Below are 24,194 nucleotides of genomic sequence, written 5' to 3'. Positions count from 1 at the left end.
TCTGGAAATCCCAGCAAACCATTCCCTCACGAACGACCGCTCCCGTCGGACTGGCCGAGGGAAGAGTCGCGACAAAGGGTAACCTGTTGTTGAGAGCGCGTTCATCAAAGAAGCGGAATAGCAGTGCTGTCGATTGTTCGAAATGTGACAGAAAAGTCGTAAACCTAAAATTCTAACCAGTCCTTATAATCGACAGACCTCATTCTTGGCAATCGTCTATTTTCAGAATTTTCATCTTCTTATAGAATGATGATAATACTGTTCATTCGATCAACTAGAGGTTTTAGAGATACCCTCAAATGGAAATTGGCAGTGGATCGTTGTGTCTCAATTACAGCCGCCACCAGCCTGCTTCAAAACCGGCTCCTACTTTTTTCGACACCTTATTATTTACATCTCCGTCCCAAGAGGAATCTCGACAGAGGGGCGGCGGTATTGCTAGCCTCGCGGAAATTGAAACAATTCTGACCCACGCACCACTATGGCTAAAAAACCTGCTCCCAAGAAGGCACCTGCTAAAAAGCCTGCCGCATCCAAAAAGCCGGTCGCAGCAAAAAAGAAGCCTGTACCGATGAAGAAAGCAGCCCCGGCCAAAAAGAAAGCAGAAGTGGTGAAACCCAAGGCCGCCGCCAAGCCAGCGCCAGCGCCCGCAGCCCCCGCCAAAAAAGCGGAGCCTGCGCCCGTCTTCAAACCAGTCTTTGAATCACCCGATCCGAAGCCCGCAGCCCCATCCCCCGCACCCTCTTCCAAACCGGTCATGAAAACAGGTGCAGGCGGTGCCACAGCCCTGACCATCGCCGCCCAGGCCTCCGCCGGTGCCGCCGCCAATGGGAACTCCCATCCCGCCAACATCCTCGTACTCGTCAGCAGCAGCGGCTGGCCCGTCACCGATCTCACCAAAGATCACTTCACCCTGATGGAGTACTTCGAAGTCCCCGGCCAGCAGGCCCCCTTCAGCAACAACATCACCTCTTTCCGCAACGTCGGCACCGGCGCCTACCTCCTCCAGGTCAAGCCCATCAACGGCGCCCCCTGGCGCACCGGCCATCACCTCGCCCAAATCCTCGTCTCCTCCGCCGACGACCGCCAGGGCCAGGGCGCCGTTAAGTTGATCATCCGCTGACACCACCGGCTCCTAAAATCGTCCTCGTTCTCAATCACAGAGCAGACTTTCAAGTTAGAGCGTTTAGGTGTTTTCGTGTCCGATAAATCGAGGGCAGCTAAAGCGGTTCTCCCTCTCCCCGCCCCTGTCAGACGATGACACCCAATCCTTTTCTTCGGGGAACCGGAGCGCAGCGGAGATAGACGAAGTCAAAGGGCCGGGGTGAGGGGATTAGCTTGGTGTCGGCACGAATAGTTTAAAAATGCTTCACCCCACCTCCGCCCCTGCGCCAGCCTCTCCGTTCGTAGTTCGGGCTTCAGCCCGTTCCGGGGTTCCTCCTGCTCCGCAGTAAAAAGGCCCCCGCACCTCCACGATTCCCCATCGACAGCCCCCACGCCTCCGCTAGCATGCGCCGCATGAACCGCCGCTCCTTCCTCGCGCAATCCCTCGCCGCCACCGCTGCCGCCTCCCTCTCCCAGGCCGCCACCGGCTCCAAACTCGCCCTCGGCCTCGATCACTTCGCCGTCCGCGCCACCGGCTGGAAAGCCGCGCAGTTCATCGACTACGCCGCGTCCTTGAAGCTCGACACCATGTTCATCTCCGAACTCCATGTGTTCGAGAACTTCGAAGAAGCCTACCTTAAAAGCCTCAAAGAACAGGCCGACCGCGCCGGACTGAAACTCTACGTCGGCACCGGCTGCGTCTGCAAAACCGCCAACCGCTGGAAGGACACCTACGGCACGCCCGAAGAGCACCTCAGCCTCACCATCCGCATCGCCAAAACCCTCGGCTCCCCCGTCGCACGCTGCTACCTCGGCGATCAAAAGGACCGCAGCAGCGATGGCGGCATTCAGAAGCACATCGAATCCATCGTCAAAACCATCAAGGCCTGTCAGTCCAAAGCCGAAGGCGAAGGCATCAAAATCGCCGTCGAAAATCACGCCGGCGACATGCAGTCCCACGAACTCAAAGCCCTCATTGAAGCCGCCGGCAAAGGCTACGTCGGTGCCAACATCGACCCCGGCAACGCCGTCTGGGCCCTCGAAGAACCCCTCCTCCACCTCGAAGCCCTCGGCCCCCTCACCATCTGCAGCAGCGTACGCGACAGCATGCTCTGGGAAGACGAAAACGGCGCCGTCGTCCAGTGGACCGCCGTCGGCGAAGGCCTCGTCGATTTCAAAGCCTACGCCAAACGCTTCGCCGAGCTCGCCCCCGGCGTCCCCCTCCAGGTCGAAACCATCTCCGGCTTCGCCCGCCCCTTCTCCTGGAAGAAAGACGAGTTCTGGAACATCTTCCCCAACCACCGCGACACCCCCATGTTCAAAGCCTGGCTCGACATGGCCAAACGCGGCAAAAAAATCGACACCTTCAAAGCCCCCGACGGCCCCGCCAAAAAAGACGCCGAAATCGCCTACCAAAAAGGCGAAGCCGAACGCAGCTTCACCTGGCTCCGCGCCAATGCGTAGCAGCCCTATTTGGAGTGCGGTCGCGAAGCGAGGAACGAGCGCAGCTACCGCTTTCCGCAGGCCCCTCAGCTTCGTTGCCGTCACAACCCGTCCAACACACCACGCTTCCTGACCCGGCGCACAAGGGACACCGTCAAATCTCCAGCCACTAGAATACCAGCACGTGGTATAGATGCTTGCCTAGACAGCCGCGCCCCATCATCAGCCCCATAGGCCCTGTCCGACCTATATACTCCGGATACCCTCACCCACCGCCCCCGTCTCGCAGCGAAATCAGCTCGCACGGCAGCTTCCCCTCTCGCAGCGCAAACGCGGCACATATTTTACACTGGCGCCCCTCGTTGACTGCTTTAACTTCCCTCATCCAATGACCGCCCGGCGAAATGAACACACCTCATCTCCGTTGACCCGGATGGTGAATGTTTTGTTGCTGCTCGGCTGGTTGCTGTCGTCGAATGGAGTTGTCCCAGCTTTAACCCTCCTTGCCGCAAACTTGGATCGCTGCCACCACGTGAAAGTGGCCACTTCTTCCGAAGGCAAGGTGCGGGTCGTGCTTTCCCATGAAAGCACTGATGCGTCCCAGAAAGTGCATGTACACAGCCGCCTGACCACGCTGATGATGGTCTTTGCTCAAGCGACCACTTCCCAGAAGTCCGACCACATCCTCGCCTTCCAGTCGATAGCAGATCTCGGCCGTCCCACAGAGCGCGACATGCTCTCAGTCCCCACGATCATCCCTGCGCCATCCTCGCAGTACTTGCTGGTAATGCAGCCCGCCCCACCAAGGCGCGAGCGCAGGGTTCCCCGCGAACACGCCCCAGTGTGGTCCCCGGGCGTACAGCTCAAAGCGGGCAAGACCCTGCTGCAGTGTTGAAGACAGGGCGCTGACCCTTTCTTCCCGTGATGCCACCCGCCTGCGGTGGATCGCGCCTTGGCCATGCCTCTCGGCGGCCAAGCTTCATCTTCCCTGCACACCTCTGCCCTTGCCCGCCTCTCAAACAGAACACCCCGCCATCTTCCTCACATCCTCAAACCATCTTCCTCATGAAAAACCTTCGTCTCGCATTCCTCATCCTTTTCGCCGCATCGCATTTCCCCATCTCAGCCTCCGCCATTCAGCCAAGCGGCACCACCATGACAGGCACTGTCACCAGCGTCGATCACTCCACGCGCTCAATCACTTTCGAGCAAAGCGGCACAAAGGAAACTCGCCACTTCGTCTACGCCCACCAGGCAAGATTTTGGCACGGCGCCCCCGACGCCTCCCCTCAGGCCCTGCGCGCTGGAATGCACGTCAAAATCGATCTTCACGACCCCATTTTTGGCCCCGACTTTGTGAGACACATCGTCCTCATCGCATCCGCACCCTCCGCCACGGATCATGGAAACAAATAGCTGTGATTAAGTGGCCGCTTGCTCCCTCCACCACATCTCCGGCAGTACGACAGACACAGTTGCTGTCTTTCGACCAGCGCCCCCGCAATCCCCCTTCGCCCCGCACACCCACCGCAGTCCGCTCATACCCCACACAATCGAACCCGCGTCTGCATACACCTCGCATGCAGCAGAGTTGGTAGGGCCCGGCTGCGTCGGGGCCGAAGTTTCGGGTCTGCAGCGTCGCGGGCGCTCAAAAAGGTTCGCCGTCCACACAATGCCGAAAGCCAGAAGCGGCGCTCGATGGCTCTCAGGCGCATTTCACCCCACATCTTCCCCTCCACCACATCTCCGGCAGTACGACAGACACTCCTGTCTGTCGACCAGCGCCACCGCAATCCCCCTCGCCCCCCGCACACCCGCCGCAATCAGCTCACCTCCCCCGCTCCACCCTCCACCTCAACTACTCCTCCGCCTCTTTCCAGTCCTTCGTAGCTTTGGCAAAGAAGGATCACTGCCAGCTTTTTACTTCCAACTTACCCCTTCTCACTTTTTCCTTCTCACTCAACCACGCCCCCACCCTCTTCCCCTTCACCGCGCTTTCCAGCTCCACCAGCCGCCCGCTCGAAAGCCCCGGCTTCGCCTTCTGCATCACCCCAAACACCCGCACCACCTCCGCCGCACCCGCCTGCGGCAGATCCGCAGCCTCCTTGCCCGGCTTCTTCAATGTCTCCGCCACTGCCCCCACAATGAAAGCGCACATCAGTTCAAATGAAGCACCAGGATGCTCTTTCTCCAGCTCCTCCCCCAGAGTGCTGATCGTCTCATCTATCGTCAGCGCGATCAGCGGCGTTGCTTCCGCATAGCTCAGGATCCTGCCCGCTAAATCAAGCCCCGCTTTGGAAAGCGGATCACGCCGATACCCCTCAATCTGCGCCGCCACCTTCACGCGCAAGCCCGGGTCCAGCACACAGCGCCGGGCCCCATTCACAAAGTCCATCACCTGCTCCTCCACCTTCTCCTGCTCCTTCGCATCACCATCCGCCGGATAGGTCACGCGCACTTTCACCAGAAAGTCTTTCAGCATCATGAGTCCCAGAAAACTGCCCACCGCCGTCTCATTGCTCCCCGCATCATCCCGCTCCAGGATCGTGTAGTTCATCCGCAGGGATAGCAGGCCGCTCACACCCGCAGTCTCAGGGATCAGGTCAAACGGCTGGTACTCAGCCTCCCCGATTTTCAGCTTCAGGTAGTGCCCTCGCCGCTGCATCTCCTCCACCTCCCACAGCGCACTTCCCGCGCTCTCGCGCAGCGCCTGCTTGATCTCAGCCGCCGTCGCCGCCGGTTTCGGAGACGGGTACACATACACATCCCCGCGCATCCGTGCCTGGCGGTCCGAATACCGCACCGAATATCCCAGCGCCGCCGTCTCGTAGTGAAACACCTGCTCCGCCGTCATCTTCGCCAGTTCACCCGGCAGCCGCAGCCCCGTGTCCCCATGCTCCCACGGCAGATTCGCCACCGGCGGCGCCAGCACCTCCCCCTCGCCAGCAACAGCGGCCAGCACGTTCGTCAGAATGAAAAAGGCAGCAGCCCAAACAGCGGTTCTCATCCCCCACAGTCCCCAAATCAATCCCGATCGCAACCGCCCGCTGATGAAATGCTTCATCGCCTCAGTTTACCGCCCTCCCAGCGAGAGCTTGCGCAGTTGGCGCATGAGCTCGCGCGCGTTCTTGATGGCAAAAGCATCGCGGTCATTATTGAAGTAGGCCCACACCCGCCTCACCCCGCTTTCCTGAATCCGGCGCGTCCACACCGCCAGCTCCTCGCGCGTGTAGTCATGCCGGTACCATTGCGTCTTGCCATGAAATCGGATGTAAACCTCATCGCTGGTCACCACCAGTTCATCAGGCAAACGAGGAGCGCTGGAAGAACAGAAGATCGCCCCAGCCTTCTTGAAGGCCTCATAAACCTTCGGCCTCCACCAGCTCACATGCCGAAACTCCACCACATTGCGATGCCGCGGATCCAGCTGGGAAAGGATGCTCTTCAACCGCGCCGCACTGTAGCGATAACTCGGCGGCAGCTGAAATAGAAAGCAGCCCATGCGCCGTCCCAGCAGGTCCGCGATGAAGCCAAAATCCTGCACCAGCGTCTTCGTCCCCTTGAACTGCTTCACATGCGTGATCAGCTCACACACCTTCACCGTATAGAAAAACTTGCCACGCCCCGCCTGCCGCGCCCACGCTTTCACCGCATTGACCGTCGGCCACGAATAGAACGGCGCATTCAGCTCCACCGTCTTCAGCGCCTTCGCATAATGCGGAAACCAGCCGCTGGTAGGCAGACCCTCAGGATAAAACACCTCACGCCAGTGCCAGTAAAACCAGCCCGAGCACCCCACATTGACCGCAGGCACCTCGTCATTGGCAGCCGCAGGAGCAGGAACGACCTCCGCTTCCAGACGCGCCGCATGCATCTTCAAGGCACGCCCCACATTCGCCTCCCGCTGCTTTTCCCGTCTCTCCCGCCGCCGGGCCCGGCGCTCTTCCAGCGTGAGAAGAGGCCGCTCAGCGTTCACGGCATTCCCTCCGCCGCTGGAAGCCGCCGTTGCAGGCGCATCCGATGGACTGTCACGCATCACAGACTTTCATATTGAAAAGATCCACTCGGGTGCAGGGGAGGTGCTCCGCAGCAGCCATCCTGCTCGCTCAACGGACTTCCTCATCAAGCCCGTAGGGCTGGCACAACGGTAGCCGTGGGCGCCAGCCCACGGATCATTTTTCCACCACGATTTTCCAACACGTGGAACCGCGTAGCGGTGGCACAAATCTCCGCGCAGTCCCACCAGCCCCGAAAGTCGGCATCGTCACACCCAGTCCCTCCCTCAGCAGGAAGACCTGGGTGCAACCTGATTGCGCCACCCCGGATCAGTTCGCCGCGATGTTGATTTCAGAAATCGCCAGTGCGCTCAGCTTCTTGTCAGTCGCACCCTCTTCGTCCAGCGTCTTCTGCAGCAGCTTCTGGCCCTGCTTGTCGCCGATCAGCTGCGCAAAGGTTCGCACACAGCCATAGCCTGCCATTTCGTAGTGCTCCACCCGCTGGGCGGCACAGATCAGGCCTGCATCACGCACTTCCGGATCAGCCTCCTCCTTGATGATCTCCGCCCCTTCTTCCACCAAGCCTTCCATCGCCTTGCACTTGGGGCCGCGAGTCGTCTGCTCATGGCTGGCCAGGATCGTTTCCAGGCGCACCGCATGCTCCTTGGTTTCTTCGAGATGCTTTTCAAAGCCAGCGCGGAGTTTCTTGCTGGTGGCAGCCTTTGCCATCTTGGGCAGAGCCTTCACCAGCTGCTTCTCAGCGCTGTAGAGGTCTTTGAGCTGGGCGATATAGAGGTCGGTGAGTGTTTCGAGTTTCATGGCACCGCTCATTCGCCCCCGCTCCACACACTGAGTGTATGAACACGCTCCCTGAGCGTCCCGTAGGGGCACCACCCTAGCAGCATGCATGACCAAAGGCCCTGATTAAAACCGCGCTGAAAGCTTGAAGCAGGTCATACCAGCTTGTGACAATCTTCACGCCTCTCTCCGAAAGCCCGTAGGGCTGGCACAACAGTAGCCGTGGGTGCCAACCCACGGAACCGCATCACCCATGTCGCCCAATGTCGTGGAACCGCGTAGCGGTGACACAAAACGCCGCTGCACCTATCCCTGACTGCACCACCAATAGAGCGAGTTTTCAAACACCTCCCCGTCAAGCAACCTGTTGATAAATCAGCCCGGCACGATCCGCGCAAAGAGCTCTCGGAGGAGAGGGATCGTCCCGATCCCTCAAGCCCCCCGCAACACCAATCACTCTCGCATCATCCAAACCCTCGGCTCGAACCAAAACCACCCCATGGCAGAATCATTCGATTCTCACCACCGTCCACTTGGCCTGCGAGTCCGATCCCAGGCTGACGCGTTGCCCCATCTTCGCACCCAGCAAAGCCCTCCCAAGAGCCGACACCCAGCTCACATTCTGAGCATCCAGAGAAACCTCATCCACCCCCGCGATCCGGTAACACGCCACCTCACCCGCAGCGCTCTGCAAAGTGACCCTCACCCCGAACACCACTTCCTCCGCCCTCTCCGGAGGCTTCACCACCGTCGCCGATTCCAGCAGCCCCTCCAGCCCCGCAATCTCCGGATCCCCCGCAGCCGAGCCCTTCAATTCCTCAAGCCGCAGCCGCAACTTCTCCGCTCCCTCCTCCGTCATCAAATTCATCGCCCCAGGCGGCAATCCGGACGCCGACCGCCAGCGCGGAATGCGCTCCGGAACATCGATGTCCTCTTTGACAAAAGCACTGCTCATCAGGTTTCAGGGGCTGTTTCACTCACCAAGGCAACGCCGGCATTTTTCGACCGTCCGTCCTGACCTCAGCAACTTCAAATCACTTACGGCCCAACATGCCAGCACGACGCACAACACCCCAACAAAACCCTTGGTTGCCTGCGCGTCGATAACTCCGTGGCGGATCCATTTCGTTACACTGAGTCCACTAGACAGCCCAGCCCCGTCTCCCCATGCTCCCAAACCAGATTATGCCAGCACCTCCCCTTCGCCTGCAAAAGTAGCAAACACGTTCACCCAAATGAAAAAGCCAGCGGCCCGGGCAGCGGTTTTCATCCCCACTGTCAGATGAGAAAAATGCCCTGGGGCGATCAAAAGGCACAGCGCCCTTCACGCTTTATCACGTTGATGTCATCCTAGTTTGTTCTGGTCAACGGCATGCTGAATCTGAGCTGCATTCCCATCTCACATCCTTGTTCATCAAACGCAACAGCCTTAATCAGCCGCGTAAAATTTCATCCGTGAGGCCGTTGTGTTGATATCCCTGACGAGATCAGCATACGCCTGTCTTCGATACCCCCTTGCGATACTTCCCTGTGTATGACCTCACGGCACCCGTTACTCCCCTTACAAATTGGGATTTTGGCCAAGGTCTTCTTCGTTGATAAGCGTGAGTGGCTCAATTTTGCCCTACAAGGCCGTCAACTGCAAGCGACGTCCCGAAGACGACCAACCATATTGTTGTCTTGAGAATTGCATTTAGAAGTGGTAATTGATAAACGTATGACCTGGCCCACACTGCGTTCTGTTGATCTGGAACTGACAACCAAATGTAATGCCAGTTGCCCCCAATGTCCGCGTAGTGTGGACGGAGGTTTCATAAATTCCAAATTGCCCCTCATTGAACTCAGCATTAAGCACATTGTTAAAATATTTCCGTTGGATTTACTCGCAGGTGTTACAGAGATACAACTATGTGGAAACTACGGCGATCCGATCATTGCCAAGGATTGCCTTGAGATTTGCCAATTTTTTCGCGTGGGCACACAAAATGCGGAAATTCGTATTCACACTAATGGCAGTGCCCGAAGCACTGAATGGTGGAAGGAACTAGCTGGTTCTGTCAGCCGAGTACGTTTTGGTATTGATGGGTTAGCCGACACTAACGCAATATACAGACGTGGGACGAATTGGAAGAAGTTGATTGCGAACGCCCAATCATTCATCGAGGCCGGAGGGATTGCGGAATGGGACTTCATCGTGTTTGAACACAACCAGCATCAGATTTCAGAGGCTTGCCTCTTGGCAAAACAAATGGGATTCTCCAAATTTCGCATCAAAAAAACATCACGCTTTTTTCATAACGGCCAACGACTTGACGCCACTCCGGTGCGCGATAGTAGCGGTAGAATCGAAGGTTACATCAAACGTCCCACCTTGCCAGAATTTCAGAATCTTGCGGTTGAAGAGCTTGTTGATTTCCAACTATCGCGACACTCCAATTATTATGATGCAACCCCAATCACATGTCAGGCACTTGGACACGAGCGCATTTACATAGATGCAGCGGGGCATGTTTTCCCATGTTGCTGGATTGGCGGTGTCCATAATAAAGACTCACTTGAGAAAAGCCAGACGGATGACCTCATTGCCAAATCCGGTGGATATAATGCGATTTCGAGTTTGATTAACCCGATACGAGATATTGTGAACGGAAGTTTTTTTAATCTAGTAATGACATCATGGAGCAAACCATCGGTATCAGAAGGAAGACTTCAGAAGTGCGCGAGGCTCTGTGGGAAATGCGATTTGTCAGGAGCCCAACGTTCGACATCAATGATATAGTAGTTTATCAAACGGAATATGTGCATTAAGTAGTGGGTGTAAACGTGTGATAGATAATAATGATCCATCCGCACCAGATGCTTAGATTCAGAAACAACAGTCCTTAGCGCATACGCATCTGATTCCCCCATCGTGTGCTGCACTTATCAACCATTTAAGAGCATCGATTAGTATCTGTGGATCAACTCTTCCCTCATGCATTTCGATCAGTCGACCGTTTATCCCGGCCGCTGCAATGCGATGAATGATATCCTTAGATTCTAGAGAACAGAAGTCACGCGAATCAAATGATCGAGGCATTAAACGCAAAGATAGTGATTTAGCTAATAGATCTAAGGAACTTCGATTTTTATCATTCTCAGTAAATACCACTTCGACAGAATAGCCAAACCGTTGGTAAATCGTAGTTTTCGCATGCCTAATGCTTGAAGATAACTCAAGGTCGTCTGTTATTGATGCAGCTGATTTTTCAGGGACCCATAAGGCAATTTCATGTCCGCCGGCGATAATAGCATCAATCATCTGAGGATAATTTTCAATTTCAGCCAGGCAAAGGCAAAAAGTTGCATGGCACTCGTGTTCTTTTAAGAGGCTGAGGATGGACTGTGTTGTCAGGGGATGGGGCCCCCCCACAAATATTAATCCATAAAATCGCGATTCACTTTGTTCTGTTTTTCCATCAGGCTCCACATCTAGGCTACCGGTTGAACTACGATATTCAATGTCGACAAAAAAGTCAGCTGCGGGCGGCCTCATAATCCCCCAAGAGATCAGCACACGATGAATCTCTTGAGGATAACGGGCTTTTAGAACTTGGAGGGCGTCTGGGTCGCATTTGCGCCGATCATTATCCACTGGATGAGCCTGATGGTAAGGTTCTGCCTCAGGAGCAAGATGGATATGTATTCCATGTTGTTGTGCTCGAATACCGAACTCCCAGTCTTCCATCGATTGGAGCGTCTGATCGAATCCACCTAATGCATCAAATACCCGAGCTGAGATTGAAAAACTTGCAGAACATAACGCTGCCCACTGATGTGGATAGCCGTTAAGCGTCTGCCCAAAGGCCAGTAGAATGAGCCCCCACTGAGATCTCCACGATTCCGTTACCGAATATTCATGGCACACTTTCCATATCTCACCCGCACCCATCGCTACCACTTCAAGCTCCGAAGACGTTGCCAGCTTGGCTGCCGCTTCATAGAAGTTTGGTCTCGTGCGTAATATGTCAAGAAGACGTGAAATATGCTGTTTCCGTGAATGCGGCTCCATTATAGTGAACGCCTTGCGACCAAACACATCTCCGACTACTATGGTGCTCGATACTACTTGTTCATGACGCCTCTCATGCAAGCTAATGACATCAGGAGGAACTATATGATCGGCATCAGCGAAGAACAGCATCTGATGCTTAGCTCTCTTGGCGCACTGATTTCTTCCCCAAGAGGCACCGCGTCTTATGTCGGAACTGATTATTTGAATACTCTGTGGAGCCAGGATCCATATGCGATTCAAATTTTCCCCCGTGGCATCATCGAAGATTATAATTTCATGATCCGTAAGTCGCAAATCACTTTCTAACCAAGAGCGGACTGTGTGTTCCAACTGTTTAGCGGATCGGTGAAATGGAATCAAGACGCTCCATGCACTCCGTGGTTTTAAGGCAACTTTAGGAATAAATTTGGCTGACAGAAATCTTCCATCGTAGCTTGACTGCAAAAACATAGAACGTTGATTAGCCTCGCTCCACAGAATTGCCAACTTTGCTACTGCTGTTGATTCTGCAGATTGTCGCGATAAAGAAGACGTGCGCTCATGGTAGTGATACAACTTTAAGGGTGTCCAACGAATTGGTGCTTCATCAAGAAGCCGTGCAAAAATGCGCTTGTCTGAATACCACCTTCCATGGAATGCGTCAATAATACTCCATCCGCCCACATTTATCAGAGTTTGGCGCTTGAAGGCACGTGGCCCCTGCACTCGATTGTATTCAAAGCATTCTATTGCAGATTCAACTTGCCAACCATTTGGATAGGTGGTGACACTGCCTGATTCGTTGTGAACCACCGGGTCCCCGTACACTGCGCATATTTTAGAGTCGGCTTCAAATTCATTCAGAATGCACTTAAGCGCATCCATCTCAAGCCAGTCGTCGGCATCCAACTGCACATAGTACCTACCTTTACAGAGGTTCAATCCATAGTTCAGCGCTTTTGAAATGCCGCCATTTGTCAGAAGGCTTACACAACGAACTCTCTGGTCGCCCAAGTAACGGTTAGCAACCGCACAAGAGTCATCAGTAGAGGCGTCGTCGATAATCAGGAGCTCAAATGACTGTAAAGACTGCTGGAGCACACTCTCCACGGCGCGCGACAACCAGGCTGAGGCGTTGTAACTCGGTATTATGACCGAGAATATGGGCGACAAAACGGAGCAATTCGACGGAATTACGAGGCAGTAATCCCAACAGCGCTTGTGAAGACGTAAATTATAACGGCAGCTGTCATCATTTTGGACTCGCCGATATGGGAGATAGGCGAGTTGCGAAGCCAAAGCGGTTTCATCACTTCCAGCCGGTAAGACCCATGTGCAGCCTGCTCTCAGACCAGGCATGCTTTGTGTCAGTCGCGAGAACTCAGCCTCCGCATTTAAGGCAACAACCTGCATAGATTCTGCCACAGAGCTCATCTGTTGTTTTGCGATTGGAAGCAATTCCGGATGACATTTGGCTATATACGCCCAGCCAACCATATGCTCAACTCTGGATCCTAGATTGCGTGCATGTTCTACATGGATGACAAGTGCGTTTGGAAGACAAAGGAACTTGGCACCGACCTTATGTAACCTATAGGCCAATTCAAGGTCGTGGCAGCGATGCCCTTCCTCGCTGAAGCCACCAACATAACGGAATAATTCGGAGGATATCGATGCATTACATGTGTACCACAGCTGCCATGCGTCTGACTCGTTACAATTATCCTCTGTGCCTTTGGCCCTATAATCTGGAAGACTTGCTTGGAACAATTCGTTCCAATCCGCAGATGGCTCTTCATCTAAAAGATTGCGATTAAATGCCGGAATTTCACTCACCCTTCCAAAGAATCCTATTTTATCATCTGCCTCGTAAGCCTTTGCATATTGTGTTAGACATTCTGGATGCATGATGCAGTCGCAATCAATAAAGACAAGAAACCTACCCTTTGCTTGTCGCGCGGCCTGATTCCGGGAGAGAGCTGCTGTATGACCAGCAAAAGTGACTTTTTTTTGATTATAGATCAACCTCACATTTGGCCAGTTCTCAGCAACTCTAAGGATTTCTGTGTCGAATTCGTGCCCATCGGAGACGATAATGACTTCAAATTTGTCGCCAGGAAGTGTTTGACCAACGATTGAACGAACAAAGTGCGCTATTGAAGGATCGCCTGCAAAAGGCGTGATCACTGATAGAATTGGTTTGATTGTCATTTTTGCAGGCAATAGGCCGATTCTGGTGTGGAGTTTACGGAAACGCCGGGTCTGAACTGTTAAGTGGATCACTCATTGAAATCGTGTCCGCACTAATCACAAAACCTGACTCAGCATTCCTCCTACCACGCAAGATTGGAATTGACTCATGGCGAGCGACTGGGAGACCGCTGACCCCTTGTATAGTGGCCATGAAAAACTGATAATATTCCTCTATCAGTGACTCAAATTGAAACCGATCAATGTTTGTCCTAGCGTTGTCCTCAAGATCTTGGAGTAAGTCGGAGTCGCTGGATAGAATGCTTATGCAAGACGCCCAAGTTCGAGGCTCACCATAGTTCAAGATGATTCCTCCAAGCCCGACTTGCATAGGCGTGCTTCCACGATCGCTTGCTATAACAGGTATACCGCTGGCTTGGGCTTCGCCAACCACCCTAGACCACGATTCTGGCCAGCGTGACGGCAGAACTAATATGCGAGTCTGTTCATATACAACTCGCATGTCGGGGATTGGCTCCGAAACCACAACATTCGGCAGGCTTTTGAGAAATTGAAGACCATTCAATTCGTCTTTCGAGGGATCACTTCGACTCCAACCCATTACAACCAAAAAACGAACATTAATGAGCAGAGATGCAACGCGCGTTATTAAGTGCAATCCTTTAGACTTCCTCGGATTAACGAATGTGACGAATTTACGATTGCGTTCTTCAATTGTAAATTGCTTATGATCCACTAATTCCAAAATGAATGGGACTTTTACCTGGTACTTTGCACTAGCACACTGCGCTGCCATTGGCGAATTCCCAAGCACGGTGGTTGTCGGTTGAAGTTGCGGATACCCTTCGGTTAGATCCGGGCCAACTATTCTAAGCACGGTTGGAATCCCTAGTTTCGAACCCATGTTAACAACCATTTGGCTGCAAGTAAGCCATGTTATGATTAGGTCAGGCCTTCGATTAGTAAGTAGTTGCGATAAAATTGTTTCAAATTCAGTTCTTTGAACCGCGACGATTAGAACATTGCCGCTTTCGATCACTAACATCGGATGCCGAGAGTGCAAAACCACACATGATTTCGCATCGCGATATTTAGTTGTCTGCTCGTAGTTGGCTCCAAAACCTTTCGCGTTGAGTTGGGAAAGGGTTATGCTGTCTCTTGCGAATACCGAGAGGTGAATGACTTCTATATCACGTTTTGCAAGTGCATGAATTAACTCATGCGTAGTTCGCTCAGCTCCGCTTTCAAAGTAGAACGGAACTGCCGGGCGGGCGTTTGCAAAGACTATGCGAGCCATCGGCTTGGGCCAATATTTTAATTTGCCCCTTTATATTGTCGAGGAATCGTAAGCACTGAAGTACCTGGGCATTTTTATCGAAACCTCGCTAACACCACGAGCACTCGCAACGGTGTAGGCGCTAAAATAGCTTTCTTCCCGAGTGTTGGCTGCTCGGAGTGAGCGTTTTAACGGAATCCAATCGTTGTTTAATGCTCTTATGAGCCAAGGATTAACACTCGGCGAGGGATGTGTTTTATCAGTCGACTCGAAACAACCAGCCGAGATGGGAAGTGGTTCTTGAGTAGCTTCCTTGTTGCACGCCACTTCTTGGAACGCTGTTATTCCCACTCGCAATACTGGAAACGCAATGGGTTCGAACTGCCCCTCATTCGATGCTTTCCCTCTGATCTCTCCTACAATCTCCCGGTTAGCAGTTCCTATAACGAAATAGCGGATCGCATACTCAACTGCTTCGGCAGCTGAGACAAAGAACCACACACCTCTCGCGTCGATCCGTGTAGATATTTTCATCGTATTGATCTTAGATGGTTGGTTCATAAACGCAATCAGAAATGGTGTTTGTGACCACTCGTCCTAAATCTCATTCTTTCCCTAGGGTGACGTAGGTTTGTACTGACGAATGGCTACCGACTCTCTCCTGCATGACTCGGCAGCTAAAGAAAAGAGGCCTCGCAAAAGACTGAACGTCAACGCGAAACCCCTCCTCCTTTTCGGCTCAGGCGCTCAGGCCAACGTGCGTATCCAGAAGACCATGCAATGCCTCAGTGCGTTTGGGCAGCTCCGACAGGTTGCCTTTGAGGCTTTCTGTGAAGGCATTAAACAAACTCCAGACATTCCGCCCCTCAAAGGCATCATGTCTGGGTTCTCTCCATTCATGCAGCACTTCAGGGATCAAACGGTTGGAGCACACGCCGACATCCACAGAGCGAATCAGCAGGTCATGGGCTTCAATATCACTGATCTCTGCTTCTTTATACGCGGAGATGCGTTTGTCCATCGAGTGCCATTTGGCAAGGAGCAGACCAATCGACCGTGACACCAATTGCGGCAGGTCACGATTGATGAACCGGGTGTGTTTGCGTGCGAACTTGATGTCCCCATTAAATGAGAGGTTGTCGCAAATGAAGACCGAGGCACCAGCGACAATGCCGGCGGGAAAGGTCTTGTCATGACTGTTACGGATTCCGACGACGTAGCAATAATCGTCGCTGGATTTCTGGGCATGAATCTCCATCAGACCAAAATATCGTTGGCCTTCATGCGACAGTGAATGTGCCTGAGTGCCGATACGCAGATTCGTGGTTATCAGTGTGTTTTGAACCTGGCTGATGAGCTGGTGATGAGGAATCGGACACCAGCTATTTGTGGAGCGTGGTGTGGCCCCTCTGCTTGATGACCTTGCCAATGCCTGTGAGTGCGGATCTGAGCTCCGCTAGGTGCGTCCGTTTTGCTGTGGATGACCGTTCCCATTTGATTGAGGACGGCTATTGGCTTCAGGAATGAAACCAGGGTTTTGGATTGTCATGGTCGTGAAGCGACGTGTTTGCGGCACACGTCGGCCGCCTATAGCGAGGTTATCAAGCCCCGGTTCAGGTCTCCCCGAACTGCTCAAAGGCTAGAGGGAGGTGTGACGCAGTAAAGGGAAATGATTCATTCCCGTTTTTTCAGAAAACCTCATCATCATCAATATTGTACAGCGGATTCACCTCAGTCGCCTGAACCATAAGGACCCCAGCTCGACAGAAAACACGCAAACTTTTGACGGGCAAAAATGAGCGAAGCAGATCGTCATTTTCTGGTGATCATTGTATCAGACCAAACGCTTCCTTGTCGATCCTGAAAAAGGAATCGGATCATGTTAACGAAGGTGCTGTATGTGCTGCTGCCACCAGGGAAGCGAGTGCAAAGACAGCAATTGCACTTGTTGCAACCAGCGTTTCTTCTCTGATGACCACACAATTGTTGGCGTGACTGGTTGCAGCAGAGAAGTTTTCTCCAAAAAACAACTCAGGAATGCTTGCTAAGATTGCCAGCGTAAAGCGAGTGTAACGGGACTGGATCAAACCCAATCTAAATGGTGGGTGCAAAGGATGCCTCCTTGAATCTCCGGTCTACTCTAATGGTTTTTCCGATTATTGGTCACCCGCGGCACGATTAATATCGCGCATTTTTTTGATAACCTGGTGCCGCACCCCATATGGCGATAACAATGAGGTGTCTATGCATGCATCCACCTCTCCCAATGTCTCAATGATATACCTGTTCACTCTCAAAGCGACCTCTTGATTAATATAGCCCTCATGCCGCTGCGCCATTCGTTGAGCAAGAGATGCATCATCAGCGAACAGGCTAATTGATATGACATTATATCCATGAAGGTTTAGCTTAATCCGTTGCAAAGCTCCCTGTGCTAGTACATCTACTACAAACACAGGCCGATACTTATGCGTCAAAAGTGTTCTGACAATATTTGCGGTAACATCAATTGCCTGAAGATAATGATCATTGACGTTAAAAACGAACTCTTCAGCATTAATCATTCTTCGAATCTGGTCGACGTCAATCAAAGCCCCCCGCACCGCAATCTCCCTCATGAGTTCGCCAAGAGTGCTTTTTCCGATCCCTGGAGCACCTCGCAGTAAAACGACGTCAATTGGGCTTTGGACTATCATGCTCGTATGTGGTTGATTGGGTCGATAGGCGCGGCGTTATGCCGTAATAGCCAAGGCTCAAAAATGAGTGTTGCAGAAACATGAGGAAAATATTCAACGGTGCCCGAACCTTTGGAAGACGTAGGTTTGGCTTCATGGTTATCCGTGCAACTGACTCAAATTGTCGGTTGCCTTTTCCGTAACGGACGAATCGCTTACAAAAGCCTACCATCCCATCGCTGAAGTCATGCATTACTACACTCTCAGCAGTAAATTTTATCTGGCCCATCATCCACAACCTGCGTCCAAGATCAACATCTTCACCTCCTGCGCCGGTGAAGTTTTCATTGAAACCACCACATTGCTCAAATGCCACCCTCCATACAAGGGCATTCGCAGTGACGAGATACAAGGGAGCCTTTTGCCCCGCCGCATTCAATTTGAAATATGGTAATAGAGTCCCTTCATCATTATAATATTTTGAAAGCATGTTGTTTGGGGTTCCCCAAACATTGCCCGCGTAGGCCACTGCACCACTATGATCGTTCAGATATCCTTTGATAAAAGTTTTAGTTGGCATGCAATCACTGTCACTAAATAATAACCACTGACCAGAAGCGGCTTTCACACCTGCGTTCCGGGCGGCAGCTGGCCCAGTCCGTTTGCATGATATAATCTGAATTCGCAATCCTCTCTCAGAATGATCGCTTCTAACTCGAACAGGTTCAGCAGAGTTGTTATCTACAATTATAATTTCTTTCGGAAAGCAAGACTGGTCATGTGTAGCAAAGAAACTGTTCAGAAAACACTCGACTCCCTTTGAATTGTTTTTGACAGGGATGATTATAGAAATCTCGTTCACTACGAGTTCCGGTATGACACCGTTAAAGCGGGTCTCAATGTTGATTGATTGGCTAAGCCGAAGCATTGCTTGTCGATCCGAAATATTCATGTTCTAAACCTTAAATTGCCTCTCACGGATGCTCGTTAAGAAATACTTGCGACTTCAAGAAAACCATAAACCCAGGGCTGATTGCAATTGGTTTTTCTGACAAGATGAAATGTGCATCGGTATCATGTCGTGATTCAAAGACTTGTAGATTGACCGCATGATCAAGTGCATTGTCAGTTCTCATTAGCCTACGTTTGGTCCGAATCCTAGCCAAATGATCGGTCATTGTCACTCTAACAAACAAATCACGCTTTTTGGTGGTTATTTGATGGTCATTCAGAACTTCAGGAAGTACAAATACGCTTATAGATATCAGCTGCTTGTCCCCAATGCGTCGCTTGATCGCCTTGAGTGATGCAATTGGTATAGACCCAATCACTAGAATAGGAGAATACTTTGCGGCTGCGAATGTCGTTACTATGCCAACAACAGCATCTATGATAAACGGATCGTCACATAGACCTGACGTCGTAACACCGTTGTTGACAATATTATACAGTTTGGCAACGTCGACAATTACTCCAGTAGCAAATGATTTGCGCAAACTCGGGTCTGCAGCAATATGAGTGGCAAGAGATGGAGCTGTGCGTATCACAACGATCTTAGAATCCTGCTTCATAAGAGCTTTTGTCGGGGAAAGATCCCTTATCAGAGTTGAGGCTTTGTTTGTAGTTTTCGGCCGCTCATGAAGTCCATTCTCTCTTGGGGAGATGCGGGAATACGAATATTTGGAGGGGACCCCAGCGTTGAAACAATTCTTTGGTTTGCACAACTATTTGTTTCCTCCTCGAAGTCGACATATCGCCTACGGTAACACCAGGCGCAGTGCGAATGGGTTGTATCGAGTTGTCCTGGCGCGAGTCGTCTCGCATCACGATGAAGCCCCCTAAGATTTTGAAATTCTAAACCATTCCATATCGCCTCAAAGTGTACTTGATTCAGATTGCCCAGCATTAGGCCTGAATGTCCTATCAGGTGATCGCAGTAACCAACGTTACCAGCATAATCTACATAGCAATATTCCCATGGGTGTGAACATCGGTCGGGAAGCCCGGTTTCAATCACGTATTCCTCATGCAGGCTAGCACCAATGCGGAGTTCTATGTTATGGAGAGCGGCAGCACTTTCTGCCTCGCCAATATGTCTCGCCAGCTCGGCTTTGCGGTGATCAAGATGCAACGGATTATTGCGGGATGCGACCACTGGAAATAGCGTTACTCTACGGATCCCATGGCCAGATGCCATTGTCACGATATCTGAAATTTCATGGAGATTCAGACTTGTCACTACAGTGTTGAAGGCAATCTTCCCACCTGAAGAATTGGCGTCTCGCGCCCTACATCCGCTTGCCAACGAATTTTGTAGTTTATCGAAATTGCCACGCCCGAGCGCTTGCATTGTTTCAGGTGTGGCTGCATCAACCGAAACAACTACGCTAGCCCCTCTTTCCATCAGCAAACTCCAAAGTTTTGGCTGGATCGCAAGAGCATTAGTAACAAGACGTATTTTTGGTCCTGCATCTGCTGTTTCCATGATTTTCTGTGCGATGTCACGCAACATAGTGCTTTCACCCCAGCCTCGAAGGTCGACAAGTGAAGCGTAAGGAAAAAGCTCTGTTTTAAGACGAGTAAAAAGACTTTGCTCCATGTTGAGGTTTGTTTGATATCCGTTTGAAGCACGACACATACGGCAGTGGAGATTGCAATTTTGTGTCAGCTCGACAAAGAGGACGGGGGGCAAACTCTCGAGCTTCGTTGTCCCATTTGCGTATTCAGACTGGTTGATTCTGAGGTTCTTTTCACGCAAGGTTTGCATATTCTATTTTTAATAGTAGGGTGACCTACGCTTCCTGTTTTGTCACTAATTAAACACCTAACAATTTCACCATCAGCTTCTCCCCATATTCGCGTAAATAGTTCGTTTGGCAAAATAAATATTGAAGCCGGATGAGTTGCTTTCTGTATTAAAGAAAAGCGTGCCCCTTTTTTGTGTTTGCTTCAATGACTCTCAATATGGGCTAGAGGACTCAGATGCAGCTGAATGAGCCTCTCCATCAGCTCGCAAGCGAATCAGTCTTCATTTCATGGAAATATCTGCGATGGAACTGTCTTGAAGAGAGAAGGAATTCCAGCATGACGTTTGACCCACCACCGCACAAACTCCCTTTCCGACATGCCAAACCAAAGACAACCCGGAACGAAGCTGGCCGGAGCCTACATCAGCGCCGAGAAAGACAAGGCGCTCGCAGAGCTCGCGGAACTGAAAGGATACGCCAATAAAGCCGAGTTCATCCGGGTGCTTTTTGATGACGCGCTCGCTGAGAATGCGAAACAATCTGCGAAGGCAAAACCCAAAAAGTGATCCTCAATCGAGCATGCACTGGCTTGCCTTTGCAACCCTCATGAGCTTTTCTCTAATCGCCAGAAGTTAATAACAGACACTAGTCCTTTATTTCTAGATCTCCTTCGCTCGAAACCAGCGATCAAGACGACTTTCTAGGTCTTGCATAAACTCCTCACCATCAAATCTGAATGCAGCCCCACCTGCATTCGTAAAAAGTGCACAATTCAACTCGGAGTCATCAATCAAAGCGGCATCCCTAAATGTGAGCCCGTGAGTTTTTAGCCAAGGGCCAAAAAAATCAGAGGCTGAATCACTTTTTAATACTCCAAGGCGAGAGGAACATAGAATTGAGTCAAAGCGTTTTGATACGTCACTTATACTGTCGCCTAACGATTCGATTGACGCCCTTCGCCTAAGTTGGAAAACTTCTTCCTCAAAACAATCCATGTTATCAGTTGCAAGAACCACAAAAGCATCGGACGAAAGCCTCCTAGCAACCTCCACGATATCACGTCTCATTTTCATTTTCCGGCAGTCCTGTCTCAACCTTCGAAGTAGAAAACTGACTGTGCAGCCATGACTACGTAAATAACCGGACAACTCAAATTCCTGTACTACATCGTGAGCAGATATCTCACCTCTCATCCAAGATTCTACACGATCTCTTCGATTCACAAAAAGCTCAACAGTCGCATCGGTTAGAGCTTTATGCATGTGATGACGTGAATTCATTCGAATCGACATCCAAAACGGATCAGAGCACAAGACGCCATTCCAATCTATAAAAACCACTTTCCTCCAGAGTGGTAGACGCCACGTGAAATTGTAGCTATCAGATTTCGTCGCCATGTCTTGTATGTGGATTGTTGTTTTGAGATTGCCTCTCTGTCTTAGGGCGTGAATACTGCCCCCCGGTCAATAATCTAATTGCGATGAAAAGTCCATGAAATGCTGGAAGACTTCTGAGCAACGGAACTAATGGAAGAGCGGCTAATACCTTTAGCCAGTCCTGAGTCCTCATTTTTACAAATTGCCCCTCGTTTGCAAAGGTTGAAGTGACGATAACCAAAAACGCCGGGATAAAACAATAGGATGAATATGAAATCCAGAAAAAGTCCCCGCAGCCATGTGTTGTGGACCAAAATGCAAGGAAGAGTATTGCCGGACCTTTAAGTAGCCATCTCAACGCGTCAAAAGCGCCCAGAGCTGCTGAAAAGAAAGCTCGGATCTTTACAATGGGCGGAGACGACGTTGGAATCAATCTGGGAAATTCGACATAGCCAAGAACAGCTAAAAACCACGCCGACATTTGAGAGAAAAGCGACTTAAGTGTGGGCGGAGTCTCTGAGTTCGAGAGAGATCTCAATGGAATGACGACTTCATTGTTTACTTGTGCAATAAATCCCAGCGCCAAATCTTCTCCACCATAGCTTAATACTGGCATTGTCCCCATTCTCTTAAATGCCTCGGAACGAACGTAGAGGCCGTGGCCGACACAGTGTATAAGCCGCGGTAACAGCCGTCGAAAGCGACGTGGGAAAAACGCATATGTTAATAGTCTCGGAATCTCATGCGATAGAGTCCAACTCGACTGGTATAAGCCAAAAGCGCACTCTAAAATTCTGCCTTCCCGTATCAACTGAGGAAGATTAGAAATAAATAATGAACTCTGTTGCGCTACTGATACGTCTGGATACCGACTGAATACACAGGAAGCTTCGTTTAACGAGGATGATGAAAATTGAGTGTCGGCATTGAATATTACAAACACAAATTCAGATCGATTGGAATGCGATTCCACAAGCACTTGAAATGCATAGTTAATCTGCTCTGCCACTACCTTATTTACAAAAGGGCAATGCAGATGCAATAACCGATTAGGTATTATCTCTTGCTGAGATTCAACAAACTTTTGCACCAACTCGATTGTAGTTGGTTGACCCTCGATAGTCCGCTCTCTCTCCGTAGTAACAAAAACCGTCTTCACACCAGGAACGGATTGTGTATAACTCAACACATCCCGAAATAATTGTGGCACCACCTCTTGTTCATTGAGCAACGGTATAAGCACAATAAGATCATGGTCTGATTTTTCAGACGACCTAGATGAGCAAATCCACCAAGTGCTTAGTAATGCTCCAGCGAGGTCCACGCCAACAAGGGTGACAAAAAGCCATAAAAGCATCATAAATTCTAAATTATGCGTTTGATTAAATCAAGGCTATACTGTTCCACTTTGGCTATATCATCTGGAGAGTTTATCGTTAATACATGGAGATGGGGCTTTATGACTAATCTAGCAGTCACGCGATCAAATGCGGACTCAAAAAACTGATAAAATGCCCTATTGAATTCGCTTTTGGCGAAGATCCCCTCATGAGGACGTATTAACTGACGTGTGCTGACAATTGATTCATTGGTTCGCAGCAAGAGAATGTGATTAGGCCAATTAATTTTTTCAATTGAAAGTAAAAAATTTACGGTTTCGTCTACACAGCTTATTCCATGCAGACACTCTTCCGCAAATGAGTGCGCTATCAGCGTAAATACCGAACGGTCCAACAAGACGGCCTTAGAATTCGAAGCGATACCCAGAAGTCGATTTACGTCGAGTCCGCAAAAAAATGCAACCCTGACGAGCCTATCTATCGTCGATTCACTAATATTTGGTGGAAAGGGGGGCTGACCACACTGATCAATATAACATGGACTCATAAAAACGTCGGGGCCACAATTTTCAATTATAGAGCGCGCAAGACTTGATTTGCCAGCATTGGAGACACCTTCTAATGCGACCACTTTCCGTAAACTAATGTCGGATGATAACGGATTCATCATAGTGATTTGGAAATAAGATCCTAGAAACTTTTGATGAGTTAACGTGCTCCTGCAGTTCTCTCGACAAATTTCTGCCATGCAAAATCTTAACAATTCCTGCTGCATAACAGGGAAAATCGCACCTTAAGTTATATTCTGGTGGTAGAACATATGTCGAGATGCCACTCGACCATATAGCTTGGCGAAATGCTGCTTGATCATTATTTGGCTTTACTGTAGCTTTCATTTGCTCGTCGTATATACTAACCCACAGGTTCAAAAGCCTGAACCAAGGTTCTCTGTTAGAGAACAAAAGAACTCCGGTATTAAACTCGCAAAAGCCTTCGCCACCGATTGGATCTCGAAAAATAGAGCCGCCTGTCTGTTGCCCCTGGCATAATGAAAATCTCCATGAAGCGTGCGATGCTGCAATATCAAAACGTTGCAGCAATTGAGGAAGTTCGTATAGGCCGTTCATCAACTCGATGTCAGTGTCCAAGAACAATCCTGGTCCGTCTCTAAAATCAATCAGTCCAGCAATTTTGTC

General features: G+C 50.9%; 22 protein-coding genes. 6 read left to right on the top strand and 16 right to left on the bottom strand.

Annotation, left to right across the window (positions count from 1 at the left end):
* Positions 1-481 precede the first annotated feature (481 nt).
* From AC3RLQ_RS25360 to AC3RLQ_RS25345, 4 genes are all read left to right on the top strand, one after another.
* On the top strand, positions 482-1,123 hold the full coding sequence (locus tag AC3RLQ_RS25360; RefSeq protein WP_493031452.1) for a hypothetical protein: 642 nt from the start codon (positions 482-484) through the stop codon (positions 1,121-1,123).
* Between the two features lie 395 nt (positions 1,124-1,518).
* Positions 1,519-2,568, top strand: a complete 1,050-nt coding sequence (locus tag AC3RLQ_RS25355; RefSeq protein ID WP_493031451.1) for a sugar phosphate isomerase/epimerase family protein — start codon at positions 1,519-1,521, stop codon at positions 2,566-2,568.
* 367 nt (positions 2,569-2,935) lie between these two features.
* Positions 2,936-3,442, top strand: a complete 507-nt coding sequence (locus tag AC3RLQ_RS25350) for a hypothetical protein (protein WP_493031450.1) — start codon at positions 2,936-2,938, stop codon at positions 3,440-3,442.
* Positions 3,443-3,612: 170 nt separating this feature from the next.
* On the top strand, positions 3,613-3,963 hold the full coding sequence (locus AC3RLQ_RS25345) for a hypothetical protein (RefSeq protein ID WP_493031449.1): 351 nt from the start codon (positions 3,613-3,615) through the stop codon (positions 3,961-3,963).
* Positions 3,964-4,453: 490 nt separating this feature from the next.
* Here AC3RLQ_RS25345 and AC3RLQ_RS25340 read toward each other — a convergent pair whose 3' ends face one another.
* The 4 genes from AC3RLQ_RS25340 to AC3RLQ_RS25325 form a co-directional block, all read right to left on the bottom strand.
* Positions 4,454-5,554: a hypothetical protein gene (locus AC3RLQ_RS25340; protein ID WP_493031448.1), complete on the bottom strand. Its 1,101-nt coding sequence runs from the start codon at positions 5,552-5,554 to the stop codon at positions 4,454-4,456.
* 66 nt (positions 5,555-5,620) lie between these two features.
* Positions 5,621-6,583, bottom strand: a complete 963-nt coding sequence (locus tag AC3RLQ_RS25335) for a DUF72 domain-containing protein (protein ID WP_493031447.1) — start codon at positions 6,581-6,583, stop codon at positions 5,621-5,623.
* A 289-nt stretch (positions 6,584-6,872) separates the two neighbouring features.
* Positions 6,873-7,361, bottom strand: a complete 489-nt coding sequence (locus tag AC3RLQ_RS25330; protein WP_493031446.1) for a YciE/YciF ferroxidase family protein — start codon at positions 7,359-7,361, stop codon at positions 6,873-6,875.
* A gap of 487 nt (positions 7,362-7,848) precedes the next feature.
* Positions 7,849-8,295 (bottom strand): GreA/GreB family elongation factor, encoded by a 447-nt coding sequence (locus AC3RLQ_RS25325; RefSeq protein ID WP_493031445.1) that lies wholly within the window; start codon positions 8,293-8,295, stop codon positions 7,849-7,851.
* Positions 8,296-9,057: 762 nt separating this feature from the next.
* Here AC3RLQ_RS25325 and AC3RLQ_RS25320 point away from each other — a divergent pair.
* On the top strand, positions 9,058-10,119 hold the full coding sequence (locus tag AC3RLQ_RS25320; RefSeq protein WP_493031444.1) for a radical SAM protein: 1,062 nt from the start codon (positions 9,058-9,060) through the stop codon (positions 10,117-10,119).
* An 87-nt stretch (positions 10,120-10,206) separates the two neighbouring features.
* Here AC3RLQ_RS25320 and AC3RLQ_RS25315 read toward each other — a convergent pair whose 3' ends face one another.
* The 9 genes from AC3RLQ_RS25315 to AC3RLQ_RS25275 form a co-directional block, all read right to left on the bottom strand.
* On the bottom strand, positions 10,207-13,584 hold the full coding sequence (locus tag AC3RLQ_RS25315) for a glycosyltransferase (protein ID WP_493031443.1): 3,378 nt from the start codon (positions 13,582-13,584) through the stop codon (positions 10,207-10,209).
* Positions 13,585-13,618: 34 nt separating this feature from the next.
* The gene (locus tag AC3RLQ_RS25310; protein ID WP_493031442.1) at positions 13,619-14,881 is read right to left on the bottom strand and encodes a glycosyltransferase; all 1,263 of its coding nucleotides are present in this window, start codon (positions 14,879-14,881) and stop codon (positions 13,619-13,621) included.
* 30 nt (positions 14,882-14,911) lie between these two features.
* Positions 14,912-15,421, bottom strand: coding sequence for a hypothetical protein (locus tag AC3RLQ_RS25305; RefSeq protein ID WP_493031441.1), 510 nt, complete (start codon positions 15,419-15,421; stop codon positions 14,912-14,914).
* A gap of 178 nt (positions 15,422-15,599) precedes the next feature.
* Complete coding sequence (locus AC3RLQ_RS25300) at positions 15,600-16,289, bottom strand: DUF932 domain-containing protein (protein WP_493031440.1); 690 nt, start codon at positions 16,287-16,289, stop codon at positions 15,600-15,602.
* 448 nt (positions 16,290-16,737) lie between these two features.
* Positions 16,738-16,947, bottom strand: coding sequence for a hypothetical protein (locus tag AC3RLQ_RS25295; protein WP_493031439.1), 210 nt, complete (start codon positions 16,945-16,947; stop codon positions 16,738-16,740).
* A gap of 69 nt (positions 16,948-17,016) precedes the next feature.
* Positions 17,017-17,556: an AAA family ATPase gene (locus tag AC3RLQ_RS25290; protein WP_493031437.1), complete on the bottom strand. Its 540-nt coding sequence runs from the start codon at positions 17,554-17,556 to the stop codon at positions 17,017-17,019.
* Complete coding sequence (locus tag AC3RLQ_RS25285) at positions 17,534-18,487, bottom strand: glycosyltransferase family 2 protein (RefSeq protein WP_493031436.1); 954 nt, start codon at positions 18,485-18,487, stop codon at positions 17,534-17,536. Before AC3RLQ_RS25285 ends, AC3RLQ_RS25290 begins: the two co-directional genes overlap by 23 nt.
* Positions 18,488-18,509: 22 nt before the next feature.
* Positions 18,510-19,106, bottom strand: coding sequence for a hypothetical protein (locus tag AC3RLQ_RS25280; protein WP_493031435.1), 597 nt, complete (start codon positions 19,104-19,106; stop codon positions 18,510-18,512).
* A gap of 29 nt (positions 19,107-19,135) precedes the next feature.
* A complete protein-coding gene (locus tag AC3RLQ_RS25275; RefSeq protein WP_493031434.1) occupies positions 19,136-20,302 on the bottom strand; it encodes an SPASM domain-containing protein in 1,167 nt (388 codons plus the stop codon).
* Between the two features lie 357 nt (positions 20,303-20,659).
* On the opposite strand from AC3RLQ_RS25275, the gene AC3RLQ_RS25270 reads away from it, so the two are divergent.
* The gene (locus AC3RLQ_RS25270) at positions 20,660-20,848 is read left to right on the top strand and encodes a hypothetical protein (protein ID WP_493031433.1); all 189 of its coding nucleotides are present in this window, start codon (positions 20,660-20,662) and stop codon (positions 20,846-20,848) included.
* 93 nt (positions 20,849-20,941) lie between these two features.
* On the opposite strand, the gene AC3RLQ_RS25265 is transcribed toward AC3RLQ_RS25270, so the two are convergent.
* From AC3RLQ_RS25265 to AC3RLQ_RS25255, 3 genes are all read right to left on the bottom strand, one after another.
* Positions 20,942-21,544: an HAD family hydrolase gene (locus tag AC3RLQ_RS25265; protein ID WP_493031431.1), complete on the bottom strand. Its 603-nt coding sequence runs from the start codon at positions 21,542-21,544 to the stop codon at positions 20,942-20,944.
* A 118-nt stretch (positions 21,545-21,662) separates the two neighbouring features.
* Positions 21,663-23,018, bottom strand: a complete 1,356-nt coding sequence (locus AC3RLQ_RS25260; RefSeq protein WP_493031430.1) for a glycosyltransferase family 2 protein — start codon at positions 23,016-23,018, stop codon at positions 21,663-21,665.
* Between the two features lie 621 nt (positions 23,019-23,639).
* The gene (locus AC3RLQ_RS25255) at positions 23,640-24,146 is read right to left on the bottom strand and encodes a hypothetical protein (RefSeq protein ID WP_493031428.1); all 507 of its coding nucleotides are present in this window, start codon (positions 24,144-24,146) and stop codon (positions 23,640-23,642) included.
* Between the last annotated feature and the right edge of the window lie 48 nt (positions 24,147-24,194).

The sequence above is a fragment of the Prosthecobacter sp. GW821-HT29F12 genome, from assembly GCF_058803405.1.
Note: the sequence above shows the minus strand (reverse complement) of the source record. Positions and strands in the feature narration are given on the sequence as shown.